Origin of the sequence: Streptomyces sp. NPDC051320 (genome assembly GCF_040682175.1) — a bacterium.
Taxonomy (GTDB): Bacteria; Actinomycetota; Actinomycetes; order Streptomycetales; family Streptomycetaceae; genus Streptomyces.
Genome location: NZ_JBFBAL010000011.1, coordinates 247,028 through 263,952, shown reverse-complemented (window position 1 = coordinate 263,952; position 16,925 = coordinate 247,028). Strand labels below are relative to the sequence as shown.

Annotated in this window: 13 protein-coding genes; 2 read left to right on the top strand and 11 right to left on the bottom strand. The window is 70.9% G+C overall.

The window, feature by feature from the left end; all coding sequences use genetic code 11:
• Positions 1-410 precede the first annotated feature (410 nt).
• On the bottom strand, positions 411-1,418 hold the full coding sequence (locus AB0M87_RS24680; RefSeq protein ID WP_365856427.1) for a stage II sporulation protein M: 1,008 nt from the start codon (positions 1,416-1,418) through the stop codon (positions 411-413).
• A gap of 104 nt (positions 1,419-1,522) precedes the next feature.
• Here AB0M87_RS24680 and AB0M87_RS24675 point away from each other — a divergent pair, with 104 nt between their 5' ends.
• Positions 1,523-2,503, top strand: a complete 981-nt coding sequence (locus tag AB0M87_RS24675; RefSeq protein ID WP_365856425.1) for an RDD family protein — start codon at positions 1,523-1,525, stop codon at positions 2,501-2,503.
• Between the two features lie 30 nt (positions 2,504-2,533).
• Here AB0M87_RS24675 and AB0M87_RS24670 read toward each other — a convergent pair whose 3' ends face one another.
• The 8 genes from AB0M87_RS24670 to AB0M87_RS24635 all read right to left on the bottom strand — a co-directional run bounded on the left by AB0M87_RS24670 (position 2,534) and on the right by AB0M87_RS24635 (position 10,709).
• Positions 2,534-3,148 (bottom strand): hypothetical protein, encoded by a 615-nt coding sequence (locus AB0M87_RS24670; protein WP_365856423.1) that lies wholly within the window; start codon positions 3,146-3,148, stop codon positions 2,534-2,536.
• A 117-nt stretch (positions 3,149-3,265) separates the two neighbouring features.
• Complete coding sequence (ahcY, locus tag AB0M87_RS24665; protein WP_365856421.1) at positions 3,266-4,723, bottom strand: adenosylhomocysteinase; 1,458 nt, start codon at positions 4,721-4,723, stop codon at positions 3,266-3,268.
• A 288-nt stretch (positions 4,724-5,011) separates the two neighbouring features.
• Positions 5,012-5,992: a cation diffusion facilitator family transporter gene (locus tag AB0M87_RS24660; protein ID WP_365856419.1), complete on the bottom strand. Its 981-nt coding sequence runs from the start codon at positions 5,990-5,992 to the stop codon at positions 5,012-5,014.
• Positions 5,993-6,070: 78 nt separating this feature from the next.
• Positions 6,071-7,234 carry a mannose-6-phosphate isomerase, class I gene (gene manA, locus AB0M87_RS24655; RefSeq protein ID WP_365856417.1) on the bottom strand — a complete coding sequence of 388 codons (1,164 nt, stop codon included), beginning with the start codon at positions 7,232-7,234 and terminating at the stop codon, positions 6,071-6,073.
• 48 nt (positions 7,235-7,282) lie between these two features.
• Positions 7,283-8,416, bottom strand: a complete 1,134-nt coding sequence (locus AB0M87_RS24650; RefSeq protein WP_365856460.1) for an SIS domain-containing protein — start codon at positions 8,414-8,416, stop codon at positions 7,283-7,285.
• Positions 8,417-8,525: 109 nt separating this feature from the next.
• Complete coding sequence (locus AB0M87_RS24645) at positions 8,526-8,711, bottom strand: Trm112 family protein (RefSeq protein ID WP_365856415.1); 186 nt, start codon at positions 8,709-8,711, stop codon at positions 8,526-8,528.
• A 152-nt stretch (positions 8,712-8,863) separates the two neighbouring features.
• Entirely contained in the window at positions 8,864-10,234 is a 1,371-nt protein-coding gene (locus AB0M87_RS24640; RefSeq protein WP_365856413.1) for a phosphomannomutase/phosphoglucomutase, read from the bottom strand.
• 103 nt (positions 10,235-10,337) lie between these two features.
• A complete protein-coding gene (locus AB0M87_RS24635) occupies positions 10,338-10,709 on the bottom strand; it encodes a DUF3499 domain-containing protein (protein WP_365856411.1) in 372 nt (123 codons plus the stop codon).
• 322 nt (positions 10,710-11,031) lie between these two features.
• Between AB0M87_RS24635 and AB0M87_RS24630 the strand changes: the two genes are divergently transcribed.
• Positions 11,032-11,490: a metallopeptidase family protein gene (locus tag AB0M87_RS24630; RefSeq protein ID WP_365856409.1), complete on the top strand. Its 459-nt coding sequence runs from the start codon at positions 11,032-11,034 to the stop codon at positions 11,488-11,490.
• Positions 11,491-11,581: 91 nt separating this feature from the next.
• Here the strand turns inward: AB0M87_RS24630 and AB0M87_RS24625 are convergent, their stop codons facing one another.
• Entirely contained in the window at positions 11,582-13,084 is a 1,503-nt protein-coding gene (locus AB0M87_RS24625) for a DUF5719 family protein (protein WP_365856407.1), read from the bottom strand.
• Positions 13,081-16,920 carry a glycosyltransferase gene (locus AB0M87_RS24620; RefSeq protein ID WP_365856405.1) on the bottom strand — a complete coding sequence of 1,280 codons (3,840 nt, stop codon included), beginning with the start codon at positions 16,918-16,920 and terminating at the stop codon, positions 13,081-13,083. Before AB0M87_RS24620 ends, AB0M87_RS24625 begins: the two co-directional genes overlap by 4 nt.
• Between the last annotated feature and the right edge of the window lie 5 nt (positions 16,921-16,925).

Sequence of the window (16,925 nt, the reverse complement as noted above, 5' to 3'; positions counted from 1 at the left end):
CACGCTGTTGAGTTCTCAAGGAACGGACGCTTCCTTTGTACTCACCCGCAGAACATTCTCTGGGGTTTTCCTCCGGGCTTCCCTTCGGTCTTGCGCTTCCGACTCTATCAGACTCTTTCGTGTCCGATTCCCGGCCGACGGGGTCCGCTTTCCAGTTCCACGCTTTCGCGTTTCCCTTTCCGGCGATTCCGACTTTATCAGAATCATTTCCGCTGACCTAATCAGCACCGTGACTCTGGATTCGGATGGCCCAGCAGGAAATTGGATTTCCGCGAGCGAGAGAGATGATAACTGATGTCTCCGAACCTGTCCAGTCCGGGCAACCCATTAAATCTACCTCCCCACGCGACCCGTGTCAACGGTTTTGTGGGCGAAGGAGACACTAGCAGGTCAGCAGGGTCGTACGCACATCACGCAGCCACCGGGAGACCGGCGCTGCGACCGGTGTCCTCGAGGTCCCCCGTCTCGCCGCTGCGAGCTGCTCGCCCGCCCACGCCGTAGATGTAGAGGAGGAACGCCGTCTCGGCCGCGACTCCGATGGTGATGCGGGCCCAGGTCGGCAGGCCTGACGGTGTCACGAACCCCTCTATGGCGCCGGAGACGAACAGGACGAGCGCGAGACCGATGGCCATCCCGATGGCTGCACGGCCCTGCTCGGCCATCGCTGTGCGGCGCGAACGGGGCCCCGGGTCGATGAGCGTCCAGCCGAGGCGCAGCCCGGTACCCGCCGCCACGAAGACCGCGGTGAGCTCGAGCAGTCCGTGCGGCAGGACGAGGCCGAGGAAGGTGTCGAGGCGGCCGGCCGATGACATCAGTCCGGCTCCCACGCCGAGGTTCAGCATGTTGAGGAAGAGGATCCACAGCACCGGGAGGCCGAAGAAGACCCCGAGGGTCAGGCACATGGCTGCTGCCTTGGCGTTGTTCGTCCACACCTGAGCGGCGAAAGACACTGCGGGATGGCTGGAGTAGTAGGTCTCGTACTCGCCACCCGGCCGTGTCATGCCCTGGAGTTCCGCAGGCGGCACGATGGCCGCCCGGACTTCCGGATGCGTACTGATCCACCAGCCGATGAGGACCGCGAGCGCGGTGGATATCAACGCGGTGGGCACCCACCAGTGTCGGGCGCGGTATACAGCGGCCGGGAAGCCCGCCGTGAGGAATCGCGCCGCGTCCCGCCAGCCGGCCCGGCGGGTGCCCGTCACGGTGGCGCGGGCGCGCGCCACCAGTTGCGTCAGGCGTCCGATCAGCACCGGGTCCGGAGCGCTCGACTGGATACCGGAGAGGTGCGCGGCGGTGCGCTGATAGAGCGTGACGAGTTCATCGGCTTCCGCGCCGGTGAGGCGACGTCCCCGATGGAGCAGGAGGTCCAGGCGATCCCACTCGGCGTGGTGGGCGGTGACGAATACGTCGAGGTCCATCGTCGGCTGCAGCTCCAGGCACTCGGGTCCGTACGGCGTAGTGCGGGTCAGCTTGGCAGACTGGGGCCCCGATGGGCACGGAAGGCGACTGAGGGTGGACACCGGTGAGTGAACTCGTGACGGGGGACGCGGTCGTACTCGGACTGCGTACGGCGAGGCTGCCCAGCCGGGCACTCGCGCTGGTGATCGATCTGGTGCTCGTGTGGACGGTGTACCTCGCGGTGTCGATCACGCTGCTTGTGGCGACGTCCTCACTGGATGATGCGGCGCAGGCGGCGATCACCGTGGCCATGTTTCTGCTGGTGCTGGTCGGTGCCCCGATCGCGGTCGAGACGCTCAGCCATGGGCGCTCGCTGGGGAAGCTCGCCTGCGGGCTGCGAGTGGTGCGGGACGACGGTGGTCCCATCCGCTTTCGCCATGCGCTGGTGCGTGGGGCAATCGGCGTGGTGGAGATCCTGATGACCTTCGGGACCGTCGCTTGTATCGCCTCACTGGTGTCGGCGCGCGGGCGCCGGATCGGTGATGTCTTCGCTGGGACCCTGGTCGTACGGGAGCGGGTGCCGGCGGGCCGGGTGAGCGCGGTACCGCTGCCGCCGCCCTGGCTGATCGGTCGGTTCGCGCAGCTTGATCTTTCCGCGGTGCCCGATGGGCTGTGGCTGGCCATTCGTCAGTACCTGACGCGGATGGGACAGCTCGACGCGGCGGTGGGCGGGGCTATGGCGGAGCGGTTGGCAGGCGATCTGGCGCGGGCCACGGGGGTGCGGGTGCCGCCGGATGTGCCACCGGCCGCCTATTTGGCCGCTGTGGTCAACGAGCGGCAGGCACGGGAGGCGCGCCGGGTGTTCGGGGAATCGGCGCCGGGTGGAGCGGCGTACGGACCGCATGCCGCGGTCCCGGGCGGGCTGCCGGCACGGACCGTACCGTCGGCTTCGCACAGGGGGATGCCGACGGCCCCCGGTCCCGCGGTCGCCACGACTCCCCCGGCGCCGCCGGCCGGTCCGGATGGCGCGCTTCCGGGTGTCGCCGAGGCCCGTGACCCGGCTCCTCGTACGCCCCGGGGCACAGGCTTCGCGCCGCCTGCGTAGCCGTGCGCGGCGCGGTTGCCGCCGGGCTGGTCAGGGGAGCGCCGAGGGCGGAGTCTCCAGGTCCTCGAGCTCGATGCCGGGGGCCGCGAGGACGACGTCCCCGGCGAGGTGGACGCTGTACTGCTCGCCGGTGTCGAGTGCGCTGACCTGGTATTCGTCCACCACCAAGGGGCCATTGTCAGTGGTGTGCGCTTCACTCTTCAGTAGCGCCCAGGACTGGTCGACGGTTCGGGGGGCCAGCACGGGATCCGTGAAGGCGACCAGGCGGACACGCGTGGCGGGGGAAGCGGGGGTGAGACGGAGCAGTCGGGCTGTCGCGACGAGAAAGGCGGGGGACGTGCCGGTGAAGCCGTGAGCACGGGTGTTGCCTTCGGTGGCATGTTCGCCGGTGGGGTCGGTACGGACCCAGGTGACGCCCTCCAAGACGGCGCCGCGGATCTGCCAGTCAGCGGCGTGGAGTTCCAGACGGATGGGGCGGCCGAGTTCGTCGATGGCCAGATCGACGGAGCCCGCGTGGTCGCCGGAGGGGGTCGTGATCTGCGAGACGTAGCGCCAGCCGGAGGGGCCGGGCGCGCAGTGAAAGTGTTCTTCACCCAGGGAGGTGTGGTCGTGCAGATCATGGAGCGAATAACGGCCGCGGGGCATGGGGTCCTTGGAGCTTTCTGAGGCCGGTACGAGGCAGGCCCCCGACACGGGGGTGCGGGGGCCTGCCTGGTACCTACTGCTGGGGATTCCCGCTGCGGGTTCCTGCTGCCACAGGTATCAGTAGCGGTAGTGGTCCGACTTGTACGGGCCCTCGACCTCGACGCCGATGTAGGCGGCCTGCTCGGGACGGAGCGTCGTGAGCTTCACGCCGAGGGCGTCCAGGTGGAGGCGGGCGACCTTCTCGTCGAGGTGCTTGGGAAGCACGTACACGTCAGTCGGGTACTCGGACGGCTTGGTGAACAGCTCGATCTGGGCCAGCGTCTGGTCCGCGAACGAGTTGGACATCACGAACGACGGGTGGCCGGTCGCGTTCCCCAGGTTCAGCAGTCGGCCTTCGGACAGGACGATCAGCGTCTTGCCTTCGGGGAACGTCCAGGTGTGGACCTGCGGCTTGACCTCGTCCTTGACGATGCCGGGGATCTTGGCCAGGCCGGCCATGTCGATCTCGTTGTCGAAGTGGCCGATGTTCCCGACGATGGCCTGGTGCTTCATCTTGGCCATGTCCGTGGCCATGATGATGTCCTTGTTGCCGGTCGTGGTGACGAAGATGTCCGCGATGGAGACGACGTCGTCGAGGGTCGAGACCTGGAAGCCGTCCATGGCCGCCTGCAGCGCGCAGATCGGGTCGATCTCGGTGATGATCACCCGTGCGCCCTGGCCGCGCAGCGACTCCGCGCAGCCCTTGCCCACGTCGCCGTAACCGCAGACGACTGCGACCTTGCCGCCGATGAGGACGTCCGTGGCGCGGTTGATGCCGTCGATCAGGGAGTGACGGCAGCCGTACTTGTTGTCGAACTTGGACTTGGTGACCGCGTCGTTGACGTTGATCGCCGGGAAGAGGAGCTGCCCGTCGCGCTGCATCTCGTACAGCCGGTGGACGCCGGTGGTGGTCTCCTCGGTGACGCCGCGGATCTCGGAGGAGAGCTGGGTCCACTTCTGCGGGCTCTCACCGAGGGTGCGGGTGAGGAGCTGCAGGATGTGGCCGTACTCCTCGCTGTCCGCGGTGGCCGGGTCGGGGACCGCGCCGGCCTTCTCGAACTCGACGCCCTTGTGGACGAGGAGGGTCGCGTCACCGCCGTCGTCGAGGATCATGTTCGGGCCGCCGGTGGGCGTGTTCGGCCAGGTCAGTGCCTGTTCCGTGCACCACCAGTACTCGGCCAGCGTCTCGCCCTTCCAGGCGAAGACCGGGACGCCGGCGGGGGCTTCCGGGGTGCCCTTGGGGCCCACGGCGATGGCGGCTGCGGCGTGATCCTGGGTGGAGAAGATGTTGCAGGAGGCCCAGCGGACCTCGGCGCCGAGAGCCACCAGGGTCTCGATCAGGACCGCGGTCTGCACGGTCATGTGCAGCGAGCCGGTGACCCGGGCGCCGGCCAGCGGCTGCGTCGCTGCGTACTCCTTGCGGATCGACATCAGGCCGGGCATCTCGTGCTCGGCGAGAGTGATCTCCTTGCGCCCGTAGGCCGCCAGGGACAGGTCGGCGACCTTGAAGTCCTGGGTGATGGCGTCAGTCGTCATATGGGCTGCTCCTCGGAAGGTTGGTCGAGGGTGTATCGGCTGGGATGTACGGGCTGCATGCTGCGGCGACGGGCGTGAAGGCACAGGAATGCCCGAGCGCTCGCGGCGCAGTCCGTCGGAGGCCCTCTCTCCCTCGGCCGGTCCGCAGCGCGGACCGCCCGACCGCCATCAGCAGCGACGTCTGGCTCTCATCGAATCTACACCGGTCGGTCGAGTGGTCCCCAGCCCGGCCGGGCCGTGTGGCTGGTTCTCGTCCCGGCATGCGGTCAGTGCTGCGGAGGCACGTGGTCAGTGCTGCGGCGGCACGGGGGAAGGGCCCCCCGGTGTTGCCGCGGGGTCGTTTCCTGCCGCGGCCTCCGTCTCGCTGTAGATGTCCGGCTCCAGGTAGATCACCCGGGCGATCGGCACAGCAGCCCGGATGCGGGCCTCCGCGGCGTTTATCGCGTGGGCGACCTTGGCCGCCGTGTCATCGTGCTGGACCGCGATCTTGGCGGCGACCAGCAGTTCCTCGGGTCCCAGGTGGAGCGTTCGCATATGGATCACGGAGGTGACCGTCTCGTGGTCGACGATCGCTTCCTCGATCTTGCCCACTTCCTCCGTGCCTGCCGCCTCACCGAGCAGGAGGGATTTGGTCTCCAGCGCCAGGACGGTCGCGATCACGATGAGCAGGGCACCGATGCACACGGTGCCGATGCCGTCCCAGACGCCGTTTCCGGTGCCGATCGCAAGGCCCACCCCGGCCAGCGCCAGGGCCAGACCGATCAGCGCACCGAAGTCCTCGAGCAGCACGACCGGCAGCTCGGGGGCCTTCGCGCGGCGGATGAACTGCGACCAGGACAGCGCGCCGCGGGTCTGGTTGGACTCCTTGATGGCCGTCCGGAACGAATAACCCTCCGCGATGATCGCGAACACCAGCACGCCGACCGGCCAGTACCAGTTGTCCAGGGCGTGCGGGTGCTTGATCTTCTCGTAGCCCTCGTAGACGGCGAACATGCCGCCGACCGAGAAGAGCACGATCGAGACGAGGAAGGCGTAGACGTAGCGCTCACGGCCGTAGCCGAAGGGGTGTTGCGGGGTCGCCTCGCGCTGGGCCTTCTTGCCGCCGAGCAGCAGCAGGCCCTGGTTGCCGGAGTCGGCGAGCGAGTGGACGCTCTCGGCGAGCATCGACGACGAGCCACTCAAGAGGAACGCCACGAACTTCGCTACTGCGATCGAGAGGTTGGCGCCGAGCGCCGCCACGATCGCCCTGGTTCCGCCTGACGCACTCATAGGTGGACATATTCCCTTCGTCGCTGCTGCGGCCCGGCACCGCGTGCTGCGGCCGCTGTTCAGCCGCATATTGTCGCATCAAGCCACGACGGTGGCGCGGTAGATCGTGCCCGCTCCGGACAGTGTGACGTTCTCGCCCGCGGGGACGAACACCGACCGGCCCGGAGCGAGGGTCAGTTGGCCGACGCCGGGCTCCCCCGCCGTGCAGAGCAGGATCTGAGCGGGGGACGCGGGCAGCGTGAGCGGGGCTGCGCCCTCCGGCCGTACGTAGCGGGAAAGTCTGAACTCGTCGATCGGGGTGTCGTAGAGCTCCTCACCGTCCGGGGCGGCCTCCGGGCGCAGGACGCCCGGGTCGGTCGCCTCGAAGCGGACGATACGGAGCAGCTCGGGTACGTCGACGTGTTTCGGGGTCAGGCCGCAGCGCAGCACGTTGTCGGAGTTGGCCATGATCTCGACGCCGAGGCCGTTGAGGTAGGCGTGCGGGACGCCGGCGCCGAGGAACAGCGCTTCTCCGGGCTGCAGTTGTACGTAGTTGAGCAGCATCGCCGCGATGACGCCCGGGTCGCCCGGATAGTGGTGGGCGATGGCCGCGTACGGGGCGTGCGCCCCGCCGAGCCGTCCGGCGGCGGTGGCCGCCTCGGTGACGGTAACGCGCATCTCCTCCGGGTCGGCTGTCAGCACCGCCGTGAGGACCTCGCGCAGGGCCGCCTCCTCGGGGTGCGCGCGCAGGAGGTCGACGTACGGTTCGAGGGAATCCACTTCGAGCGCCGCCAGCAGCTCGGCGGACTCTCCGGGGGCTCGGAAGCCGCAGAGGCCGTCGAACGGGGTGAGGGCGCAGACCAGTTCCGGCTTGTGGTTCGCGTCCTTGTAGTTGCGGTGCGGGGCGTCGATCGGGACGCCACTGCGCTGTTCGTCCTCATACCCCCGCCTCGCCTGTACGAGGTTCGGGTGGACCTGGAGGGAGAGCGGGGCGCCGGCCGCGAGGATCTTCAGCAGGAAGGGGAGGTGCGGGCCGAACTTCTTGACGGTGGCCTCCCCCAGTTCGGCCTCCGGGGCGGCGTCGATGACCGCCGACAACGGTTCCGCGCCGGTCCCGCGGTCGATGCGGGAGGGGGCTCCCGGATGCGCTCCCATCCACATCTCGGCCTGCGGCTCGCCGGTGGGGGCGGTGCCGAGGAGGTCCGGGATGGCGGTCGTCGAGCCCCAGGCGTAAGGGCGCACGGTGTTGGCGAGGCGGTCCATGACACTACTTTCCGGGGCGTTGCAGGTGGTGGCTTTCAGATGGGGCTTTCAGGCCGAGGCGGCGAGGGCCAGGTAGACGGCGGCGAAGTCGGTGACGGCGAGCAGTTCCGCGAGGGATTCGAGCTCGCTGCCCTCCTCCGGTTCGAGCTCACTGATGGCGGTGTCCTGGCCGAGGGCGAGTTCGCGGGCTGCCGGGGCCGCGCTGAGACCGCCGGCCGGCCGGTCACGGAGCAGCACCACTCGGGCATGCAGCGCCTGTTGCTCGTCCACCCGGTCGCGGAAGAAGTCCTCCGGGTCCGTGTCACCCGCCAGCGCACCCACCAGCAGCGCGCCGTGCGCGGGCAACGCCTCGGGGAGCTCGGCGGCGAGGGCGGGGCGGCCGGCCAGCTCGGTCAGCACGGCGGCGAAACGGCGGCCCGCCGGTCCGGCGGCGGTGCCCTCGGTCCAGATCAGGGGGAGCGAGTCCGCGAGCTCCGATGCGAGGGTCTTGGCCGGGTTGCTGTAGGTCGCGACGGCCGGACCGCAGCGTTCCGCGGTGGAGTCGAGGCGGTCGGCGACCCGCTGGAGCGTCTCGGGCGGAGCGGCGACGAGGCCGACCCGGTCGAGCAGGACGAGCAGCGGGGTGAAGAGGGCCCACAGCGCCCCGGAACCGGCCCCGGTGAACGGCGCTTCGGTCTCCTCCTCGTACGGCGCCGTCGCCATCGGTACGACCATGCCGTGCACCCCGTCGACCGCTTCGGTCAGCGGGGAGCGGCGCGGTGCCACCGCGACGACCGTGCAGCCGCGGCGGTACGCCTGCTCGGCGAGGAGCGCCAGGCCCGGCTCCGAGCCGTCCGCGGTGGCGATCAGCAGCAGGTCGACCGAGCCGGTCCAGCCGGGCAGGGACCAGCGCAGGGCGCCCGCGGCGGGCGCCACACCGGTGGGCACCAGCCGGACGACGGGTGCCGATGCGCCGGCCAGTGCGGTGAGCAGATCGGCGACGCCGTTGGCGGCGGTGCCCGCACCGGCCACCAGCACGGCCCGCGGACGCCCTTCCGGTTTCAGCTCCGCGAGACCGGCCTCGGTGGCGTGCCGGGCGGCGGTGCGGACGCGGGCTCCGGCCTCGGCGGCGCCGCGGAGCAGCCCGCGGCGGTCGGCTCGGGCCAGCGCCTCCGGGGCGTCGAGCAACGACTCGTCGAGCATCGGGGTCTGCCTCCGATTCACCTTGCGGGTACGGTAACGCGGCTGCCGCGCCGGTGAGGCACGGCGGCACGGGGGGTCCGCGGGCGGTGCGACTGCCCGCCGGCGGTGGTCAGGCCGGGCGGCGTGCTTCGTCGACGAGGAGTACGGGAATGCCGTCCCTGACGGGGTAGGCGAGGCCGCAGTCCTTGCCGGTGCAGATCAGCTCGGGGTTCTCCTCGGCTGCCGACTGGTCGTTGAACGGTGCGTGACAGACCGGGCAGGCGAGGATCTCCAGAAGGCCGGCTTCGAGCGGCATGGGGTGGTCCCTTCGAACATACGGTTTGGGCCTGGTCAGCGTACCGCCGGGGCGGGGGCGGTGCGGGGTGTCGGCGCGGTTGACGGACTCCGGGCGATGCCACGTGAGCCGACGCCGCCGATCCCGCATCGGCGGACGCCGGCGATTCCGCCTCAGGTGGCGCGGACCAGTTGCAGAACGTCGTCCCGCACCTTGGCCATGGTCGGCTCGTCCCGGGCCTCCACATTGAGGCGCAGCAACGGCTCGGTGTTGGACGGGCGGAGGTTGAACCACCAGTCCTGCGACGTCACCGTCAGGCCGTCCAGCTCGTCGGTGGTGACGCCGGGCAGACCGGCGTAGCTCGCCCGGACCGCGTCGATTCGGGCCTGCTGGTCGGTGACCGTGGAGTTGATCTCGCCCGAACCGGTGTAGCGGTCGTACTGGGCCACCAGGGACGACAGGGTGCCGGACTGGTGGCCCAGCGCGGCCAGCACGTGCAGGGCGGCGAGCATGCCGGTGTCGGCGTTCCAGAAGTCGCGGAAGTAGTAGTGGGCGGAGTGCTCGCCGCCGAAGATCGCGCCGGTGGTGGCCATCTCCTGCTTGATGAAGGAGTGCCCGACCCGGGTACGGACCGGGCGGCCGCCGTTCTCCCGCACGACCTCGGGGACGGTCCAGGAGGTGATCAGGTTGTGGATCACCGTGCCGCCGGGGTGCTTGGCGAGCTCACGGGCCGCCACCAGTGCCGTGATCGCTGAGGGGGAGACGCCTTCTCCCCGCTCGTCCACGACGAAACAGCGGTCCGCGTCCCCGTCGAAGGCCAGGCCCAGGTCCGCGCCCTCGGCCCGCACCCGGGCCTGCAGGTCGACGAGGTTCGCCGGGTCCAGCGGGTTCGCCTCGTGGTTGGGGAAGGTTCCGTCCAACTCGAAGTAGAGCGGTACGACATCGAGCGGCAGCGGCGCGAGGACGGTGGGGACCGTATGACCGCCCATGCCGTTGCCCGCGTCCACCACGACCTTCAGGGGACGGATCGCGGTCAGGTCCACCAGGGAGCGCAGGTGTTCCGCGTAGTCGTTCAGGGTGTCGCGTGCGGTGACGGTTCCGGGGTTGCGGGCAGCCGCCGGGGCGCCGGTGACCGACCAGTCCTCGACCAGCGTACGGATCTCGGTCAGGCCGGTGTCCTGGCCGACCGGTGACGCGCCGGCCCGGCACATCTTGATGCCGTTGTACTGCGCCGGGTTGTGCGAGGCGGTGAACATCGCGCCGGGCAGACCGAGTTGGCCGGAGGCGAAGTACAGCTGGTCCGTCGAGCAGAGGCCGATGAGCGTGACGTCGGCCCCCCGGGCGGCAGCGCCGTGGGCGAAGGCTGCGGACAGGCCGGGTGACGAGGGGCGCATGTCGTGGCCCACCACGATCGCCGAGGCGTCCGTCACCTGCACGAACGCGGCGCCGAGCAGCTCGGCCACCGACTCGTCCCACTGGTCGGGGACGACTCCGCGTACGTCGTACGCCTTCACGACCTGCGACAGGTCGACGGCAGCAGCCACTTCGGTCCTCCTGAGATCCGCTTCGGGTCCATCAAACTACCCGCAGGGGGGAAGGGCCGAGCGCCCCGGCTTCAGCTCAGGGCGGGGCTCCGGCGGCCGGGGCTCAGGGTTCCGGGGACCGCAGCACCCGAAGATGTCCGCGGCGCCCGGCCTCGACCGGGTTGGCCGTCCGTCCGCCACCCGGGTCGGCCGCACGGTCGTGCGGCCTGGCTGCTTCCCGTACCGCGTTGGCGAGGGCTTCGAGGTCGTCCCCGCTGGGCCTGGCGGGCGCGGAACCGTCGGTGAGACGGACGACCTCCCAGCCGCGCGGAGCGGTCAGCCGCTCGCTGTGCTCGGCGCACAGGTCGTAGCAGTGCGGCTCGGCATAGGTGGCGAGGGGGCCGAGGACCGCGGTCGAATCGGCGTAGACGTACGTCAGCGTCGCGACGGCGGGGCGGCCGCACGCAGTGCGAGAACAGCGACGTACAGGGCTCACGGTATGGGACCGTACCGCACTCTTGAGCGGGCCGCGACGACGCGCCCCGGCGTCACCCCACCGTGTCGTGGCCTGATCTCTCTTCCCCGGGCACCCTGGGCAACTCACTTGACCTGCACGGCTACCGGGCGTGCACAGGGAGTGGCTGAACCGAACCCGACCGGCGTTCGGCGAATTCCAGTCACGCTCCGCGAGATACCCGATCGAAAGCAGTCGGCCAACCGATCGAAGTCATGTCCGGAATGCGCATTCCGTGACATCGCGGTGGGTGGCCGGGCATCCCGCTTCGCCGGTTCGCCCGGAGAGCTACGCTGCGTCAGTGATGGACAGCTCCCTACCGACCCCGCCGACCGAGCCCCGGCCGCGCCGTCGCGACCGGCACGGCCGCGGTATGCGCGGCCCTGTCGCGCCACCGCAGGTGCCGCTTTCCGCGAGCCGGGCGGAGACCTTCCGCGATCTGGTGCAGGACTCCGTCGAGCGGCTGGAAAGGCGCTGGCCACAGTTGTCCGAGGTGGATTTCCTGGTGCTCGACGTGCCCCGTACGGACAGCCCGGACCGCCCCGACGAGTGGCCGGGCGACGCCTCCGTACCGCTCGGAGCGGCGGTCCCGGCCGCCAAGAGCCGGCCCGCGCAGATCGTCGTCTACCGGCGGCCCGTCGAGATCCGCACCAAGAACCGCGACGAGCGGGCCCTGCTGGTGCACGAGGTCGTCGTCGAGCAGGTCGCCGAACTGCTGGGCCTGGCACCGGAGTCGGTGGACCCGCTGTACGGCCAGGACTGACAACTCTACGGCCGGGACTGACAGCGGTACGGCTCAGGACTGACATCCGTACTGCCGGGGCTGACGTCCGCACCGGCAGTCCGGCAGGACCTCAGTTGTTGAGCAGCGACAAATCCTGCCGAGCCGTTGGCACCGAGACGGTCCCGCGATCGTCGGGCAGCGTCTGCACGGTGAACATCGGGATGCCTTCCTTGGGGAGCTCCAGGGTGCGCGCCGCGTAGACCGGGCCGCCGCCCGGTTGGGGCTCGACCGTCAGTGCGTACGAGCCCTTGAGCCCGGACGGCACCGGTGGCTTCGTGGCGAGCGTGGTGCCGCCCTTCACGACGTAGGTCTTGACGACCGGTTCACCGCCGCCGCTGCCCGTCGACGCCGTGACCTTCACCTTCGCCGTCGCACCGGGCGCGGTCAGCGAGAGCACCGACCCCTTGGACCGGTTGTCGGCCGCGGTGGCCCGCTCGCCGACCGGGCCGGTCGCCGGGATGAAAGCCACTTCCTGTTTGCTGCCCTTGCCGCGCACCACGCGCAGCGCGGCCACGAACGGCACCGCTTTCCCGCCACCGTCCTGCGACAGGACCAGGGAGCCGGCGATGCCCTGGGTGAGATCACCGAGGTCGACGGCGGCCGTCATGCCGGCCTTGAGGTGCAGGCTTTCGTGGCCGGCCGGGGTGATCGTGCCGTCCTCCGCGGCCAGTTGGATCTTCAGATCCGCGTCGTCCGACCCGGGCGCGAAGGCGACCAGGCGCACTGATGTGGCGTCCGCCGGGATACCCGGCAGCACCAGTTTTCCGGCCGGGGAGGCCGATGCCGACAGCCAGTCGCTGCCCACCTTGTCCTCCATGGACTGCACCACCGCGCCGACCCGGCCGGTACGGGTGCTGACGTGAACGGTCACGTTGTCGGCCGGATCCGGCGCCAGGGTGGAGAGCAGCACGGGGACGGATGACCGGGCCGGGATGGTGATGCCTTCCCCCACATCGGACTTGATCGCCCCGTCCTTGCCGTAGAGCTCGATGTCGGCGACCGCGGCGGTGTCGTCCGGGTTGGTGAGATGGACGTAGTCCTGGCGGTCCGCCGATGTGCTCGCGCCGGGGAACCAGAAGTCGGTGTCCGGGGCGGTGCAGCTGGTTCCGAGCACACCGCGTGAGCTGCCCGCATCGACCGTGGTGGTCTGCTGGGTGGCCCAGCCCGGGGCCAGGCGGCCGTCGGCCGAACCGATGAGGGCGGGCGTCTCGCCGCCCGACTCGTCGTCGGTGACGGGCTTTTCAGGCTCCTTGAGCGACACCAGCGGCTTGTCCGACGCCGATTTCTTGCTTCCCTTGCCCTTCTTGCCGTCGTCGGTGGTGGACGGCAGCAGCTGAGCCGTGCCCGTCGCCCCGCTGCCCTTACCGGCGGGCGTGAAGGAGGTGTAGGTGGTCTCCGCCAAGTCCGAGGTGCTGGGCGCCGGGCAGAGCAGGCTGGAGCGCTCGACGGGCAGCCGGGCTGCCGCCTTCGTCACGGTCGGGTCGCTGCCCGACGGCGCGGTGAGCGAGGCGAATCCGGTGATCGCCACCAGGGCGGTGACGGCCGCGGCGAGGGCGAGTGCGGTGCGGTTCACTGGTTGCTCCCGTCGGGGCGGTGCTCGTTCTCGTCGGGGTACGGGGGGTGGGGCGGTCGCGGGGGCTGCGGGTAGCCGTACGGATCGTAGGAGCCGTCCTGCGGGGGTTGTTGCTGCTGGTACGGATCGCCCGGGTAGCCGCCGTCCTGGTAACTGCCGTCGTCGTAGGTGGCGCCCGGTGGCCGGCCGGCGTCGTACTGCTGGTGGCCGGCCTGCTCGTCGGCATACTGCCTGCCGGGGTACTGACCGTTGCCGTACTGGTCGGCGTACTGCTCGCCCCCGTACGGCTCGTTTCCGTACTGGTCCGGCGCCGCGTACGGGTCGGGTGCCGCGTACTGGTCCGGCGCCGCGTACTGCGGGTACTCGGCCGTCTGGTACGCGGGCTGCGCGGGCTGCTCCCACTCACCGTATGCGGGCTGCTGAGGCACCTCCGCCCCGTACTGCGGCTCGAAGTCGCCGCCGGGCGCAGGTGTGGGATCCGGGCCCGCTTCCGGCTCGGAATCTTCGGCGCCCTCGGCCAATGCCGCGGCACGCAGTCGGCGGGCCCTGCGTCCCTCCCCGTCGGCGGGCGCGGCCGCTGCGGGGAGTTCCTCCTCCGGCAGGTCGTCGTCGACCTCGGTACGGCGGCCGGGCAGGGCGAGGACCAGCAGTACGACGGCGAACAGGCACTGGATCCAGACCCACGCCGTATGGGTGACCGGGGTGTCGTAGGTGAGGTCGAGCCGGCCGCCCTTCTCGGGCAGCCGGAATCCCTGCGCCCAGCCGTCGACGGTGGTGGCGGTCAACGGGCGGCCGTCCAGGGTGGCCTGCCAGCCCGGAGCCACCGCGTCCGCGATGCGCAGCACCCGTCCCGACGCGCCGGCCGGGACGGTCGTGTGGATGTCCACCGGGCCGGCCGCGACGGACTGCGGCTCGGCGGCGTCCGGGGATGAGCTCGACGTACCGGAGACGATCGTGGCCCGTGCGACCTGCCGGTCGACCCGCCACAGTGCGCTGCCGTCGAGCTGGCTCAGCCGGCTTAGCCCCGGGGTGGCGTCCAGCACCCGGCTCGTCCGGGCCGGTACACCGTCCCGGACCAGTACGTACCGCACGGCGTAGCCGCTGAGCTGGGTGGACTGGTCGGCGCCCGATCCGGCAACCAGGTTGGCCACGATCTTGTCGAGCCGGGGGCTGCCACCGCCCGAACGGGCGAGCTCGGCGTCGCCGAGTCGGCCGCCCGAACCACGGACCAGCGTGTACCCGACCTCCGCCGACGATTTTCCGCCGATCACCAGGGTGCGGGGCTGGTCGCGGGTACCGCTCTCCTCGGCGACGAAGGCCGGAACCTGCACCGGGTCACGCCGTTCGAGCGGGCCGTCCGCGCCGCTGATCATCCAGGTGAAGGCGGCGATCAGCGGTGCCAGCACGGCGGCGACGGCGATCAGCCCGGCGACCGGCTGGCGCCAGCCGAAGCTCTGAGTGGCGACGCGCTCGCGTGCGCCTTCGGCGCCGATGACCGCGGCGGCCAGCAGGGCGATGCCGTAGACCAGCGTGGCGGGTCCGGCCCAGCCCGAGTTGTTGGCGAGGACCGAGAAGACCAGGGCGACCAGGGCGACGGCCCAGGCACTGCGGATCGCGAACTGCCGCTCGCCGCGCAGCAGGGCGGCCAGGGCCGCGAGCACCACGCCCACCAGCAGCACGCCGCCCGCCGCCTTGGGTCCACCGGGGCTCATCCCCAGCAGGTCGAGGGCGGACGCGGAGCCCTTGCCGAACTCCATCCCCGCTTCCCGGAAGAAGGCGGAGGGCGAGCCGAGCAACGAGAGCGACCAGGGCGCCAGCACCAGCAGCGGGGTGGCGATCACCGCGATGAACCGCAGTCCGTACGCCGTGATGTCGGCCCGGTTCAGCGCCAGCACGACGATCCCCAGCACCAGCGCGAGCGGCCAGACGATCGGCGTGAAGGCCATCGCGAGGGTCAGCAGGAAGGTGTACGCCCAGACGGCCCGCCAGCTTCCGCGCGCCCCGCTCAGACCGGCCGCGGACACCGCGCAACGGGCGATCAGCGGCAGCAGCACGGCCAGTACGGCGGTGCCGAGCCGACCGGAGGCCAGCGCGCCGGTGGCGGCCGGCAGGAAGGCGTAGGCGATGGCGCCCCAGGCCCGCAGCAGCCGGGATTCGGTGACCGGACGGGAGGCGAAGTAGGCGGTCAGTCCGGCCAGCGGCACCGAGCAGACCAGCAAGACGGTGAGTGCGAGCCCGATATGTCCGAACAGCACAGCCGCCAGGGCGGCGATGACGGCCAGATAGGGTGGCGCGGTCTGCGTGCCGCCGGTGCCGAAGGGGTGCCAGGCGTCGGCGTAACGGTCCCACAACTCCGAGACGTGTTCGGGTGCGGGCAGCAGCGCGCCGCCCGCGAGCGCGCCGGAGCCGAGCAGTTGCCGGCAGGCGACGAGGGAGACCAGCAGCAGTACGGCGAAGAGCACCGGTCCCGGTTTACGGGCCAGCCGCTTCAGCCGCGCGAACTGTTCGACCTCGAGGAAGTCGGCGTCGTCCCCACCGGGCCCCGACTCGACGGCGCCGTGCCGCGACCCGCCTGCTTCCACGTCGGAGCTACCGCCGAAATGGCTCACGACCTGCTCGGCGGTGGCCCTGACGGTGGCACCCGGCGGCGGGAAGAGCGGCCGCAGCTCGCCGGCGTCGACCGTGCCGGCACCGCGTCTGCGCCGGGCGGCGAGGATCCGCTCGGGGCGCAGCACGGTGCCCATGAACCCGGCGACTTCGTCGAGCGCCTGGCCGGGCGCCTTGCCGACCAGATACGCCATCACCCGCAGCAGCGTGCCCAGGACCAGGCGCAGCAGCACGTAGGGCAGGCCGCTGCCCCGGGTGTTGGCGAGCAGGGTGTAGACGGCGCCCGCCTTGTCCACACGGTGCGGGGATGCGCCGCGTCGCGCGAAGCGCGTCGATGAGGGCTGGCGGTCGGGCGACGGGCGGGAGGAACGTCCGACGCAGTCGATCGGTCGGCGTTCGCGCGCCGAGGCCTCCGCGTGCCGCAGTACGGCGTCGGGCGCGATCACGACCCGGTGCCCCGCGGCGTGGGCCCGCCAGCACAGGTCGACGTCGTCGCGCATCAGCGGCAGCCGCCGGTCGAAGCCGCCCAGTTGCTCCCAGACGTCCCGTCTGATGAGCATTCCGGCGGTCGAAACGGAGAGCACCGAGCGCACCTGGTCGTGCTGCCCCTGGTCCTGCTCGCGCCGGTCCAGCCCGGTCCAGCGCCGTCCGCTGTTGGCGATCGAGACGCCGACCTCGAGCAGTTGCTTGCGGTCGTACCAGCCGCGGAGTTTCGGTCCGACGACGGCGGCCTGCGGGTCGTTCTCGACGACCCGCAGCAGTTCGGCGAGCGCGTCCGGGGCGGGCGCGCAGTCGTCGTGCAGCAGCCAGAGCCACTGCACCGGTTCGCCGTGCGGCAGTTCGGGCATGTCGTAGGCGTCGTCGCGCCAGCTGCGGCTCACCGGGTCCCAGCCGCTGGGCCGCTTCAGATACGGCAGTTCCTCGGGGGTGAGGACGCCTGCCGTGCGGACCGCCTCGTCGACGGCGGTGCCGAAACCGGTCCGGCGCGCGAGGTGCAGTACGCGCTCGGTGCCGAGTGCTTCGGTGACCAGGACCGCCGATGCGTCGGCGCTGCCGGTGTCGGCCGCGACCACGTTCTGCACGGGGCGCTCCTGCCCGAGCAGTCCGGCGAGCGCGTCGGGCAGCCAGCGGGCGCCGTCGTGTGAGACGAGCACGGCGGTGACGACATGGCGCGGGAACTCTGGCGTTGCGGCCTCGTGAGGGGCCGTCGATTGGCTGTGCACGGACATCGAGG

Excerpts from the sequence above, each read along its gene's own strand:
- AB0M87_RS24680 (WP_365856427.1), bottom strand. The coding sequence starts at position 1,418 with ATGGACCTCGACGTATTCGTCACCGCCCACCACGCCGAGTGGGATCGC.
- AB0M87_RS24670 (WP_365856423.1), bottom strand. The coding sequence starts at position 3,148 with ATGCCCCGCGGCCGTTATTCGCTCCATGATCTGCACGACCACACCTCC.
- ahcY (WP_365856421.1), bottom strand. The coding sequence starts at position 4,723 with ATGACGACTGACGCCATCACCCAGGACTTCAAGGTCGCCGACCTGTCC.
- AB0M87_RS24660 (WP_365856419.1), bottom strand. The coding sequence starts at position 5,992 with ATGAGTGCGTCAGGCGGAACCAGGGCGATCGTGGCGGCGCTCGGCGCC.
- manA (WP_365856417.1), bottom strand. The coding sequence starts at position 7,234 with ATGGACCGCCTCGCCAACACCGTGCGCCCTTACGCCTGGGGCTCGACG.
- AB0M87_RS24650 (WP_365856460.1), bottom strand. The coding sequence starts at position 8,416 with ATGCTCGACGAGTCGTTGCTCGACGCCCCGGAGGCGCTGGCCCGAGCC.
- AB0M87_RS24645 (WP_365856415.1), bottom strand. The coding sequence starts at position 8,711 with ATGCCGCTCGAAGCCGGCCTTCTGGAGATCCTCGCCTGCCCGGTCTGT.
- AB0M87_RS24630 (WP_365856409.1), top strand. The coding sequence starts at position 11,032 with ATGGACAGCTCCCTACCGACCCCGCCGACCGAGCCCCGGCCGCGCCGT.
- AB0M87_RS24620 (WP_365856405.1), bottom strand. The coding sequence starts at position 16,920 with ATGTCCGTGCACAGCCAATCGACGGCCCCTCACGAGGCCGCAACGCCA.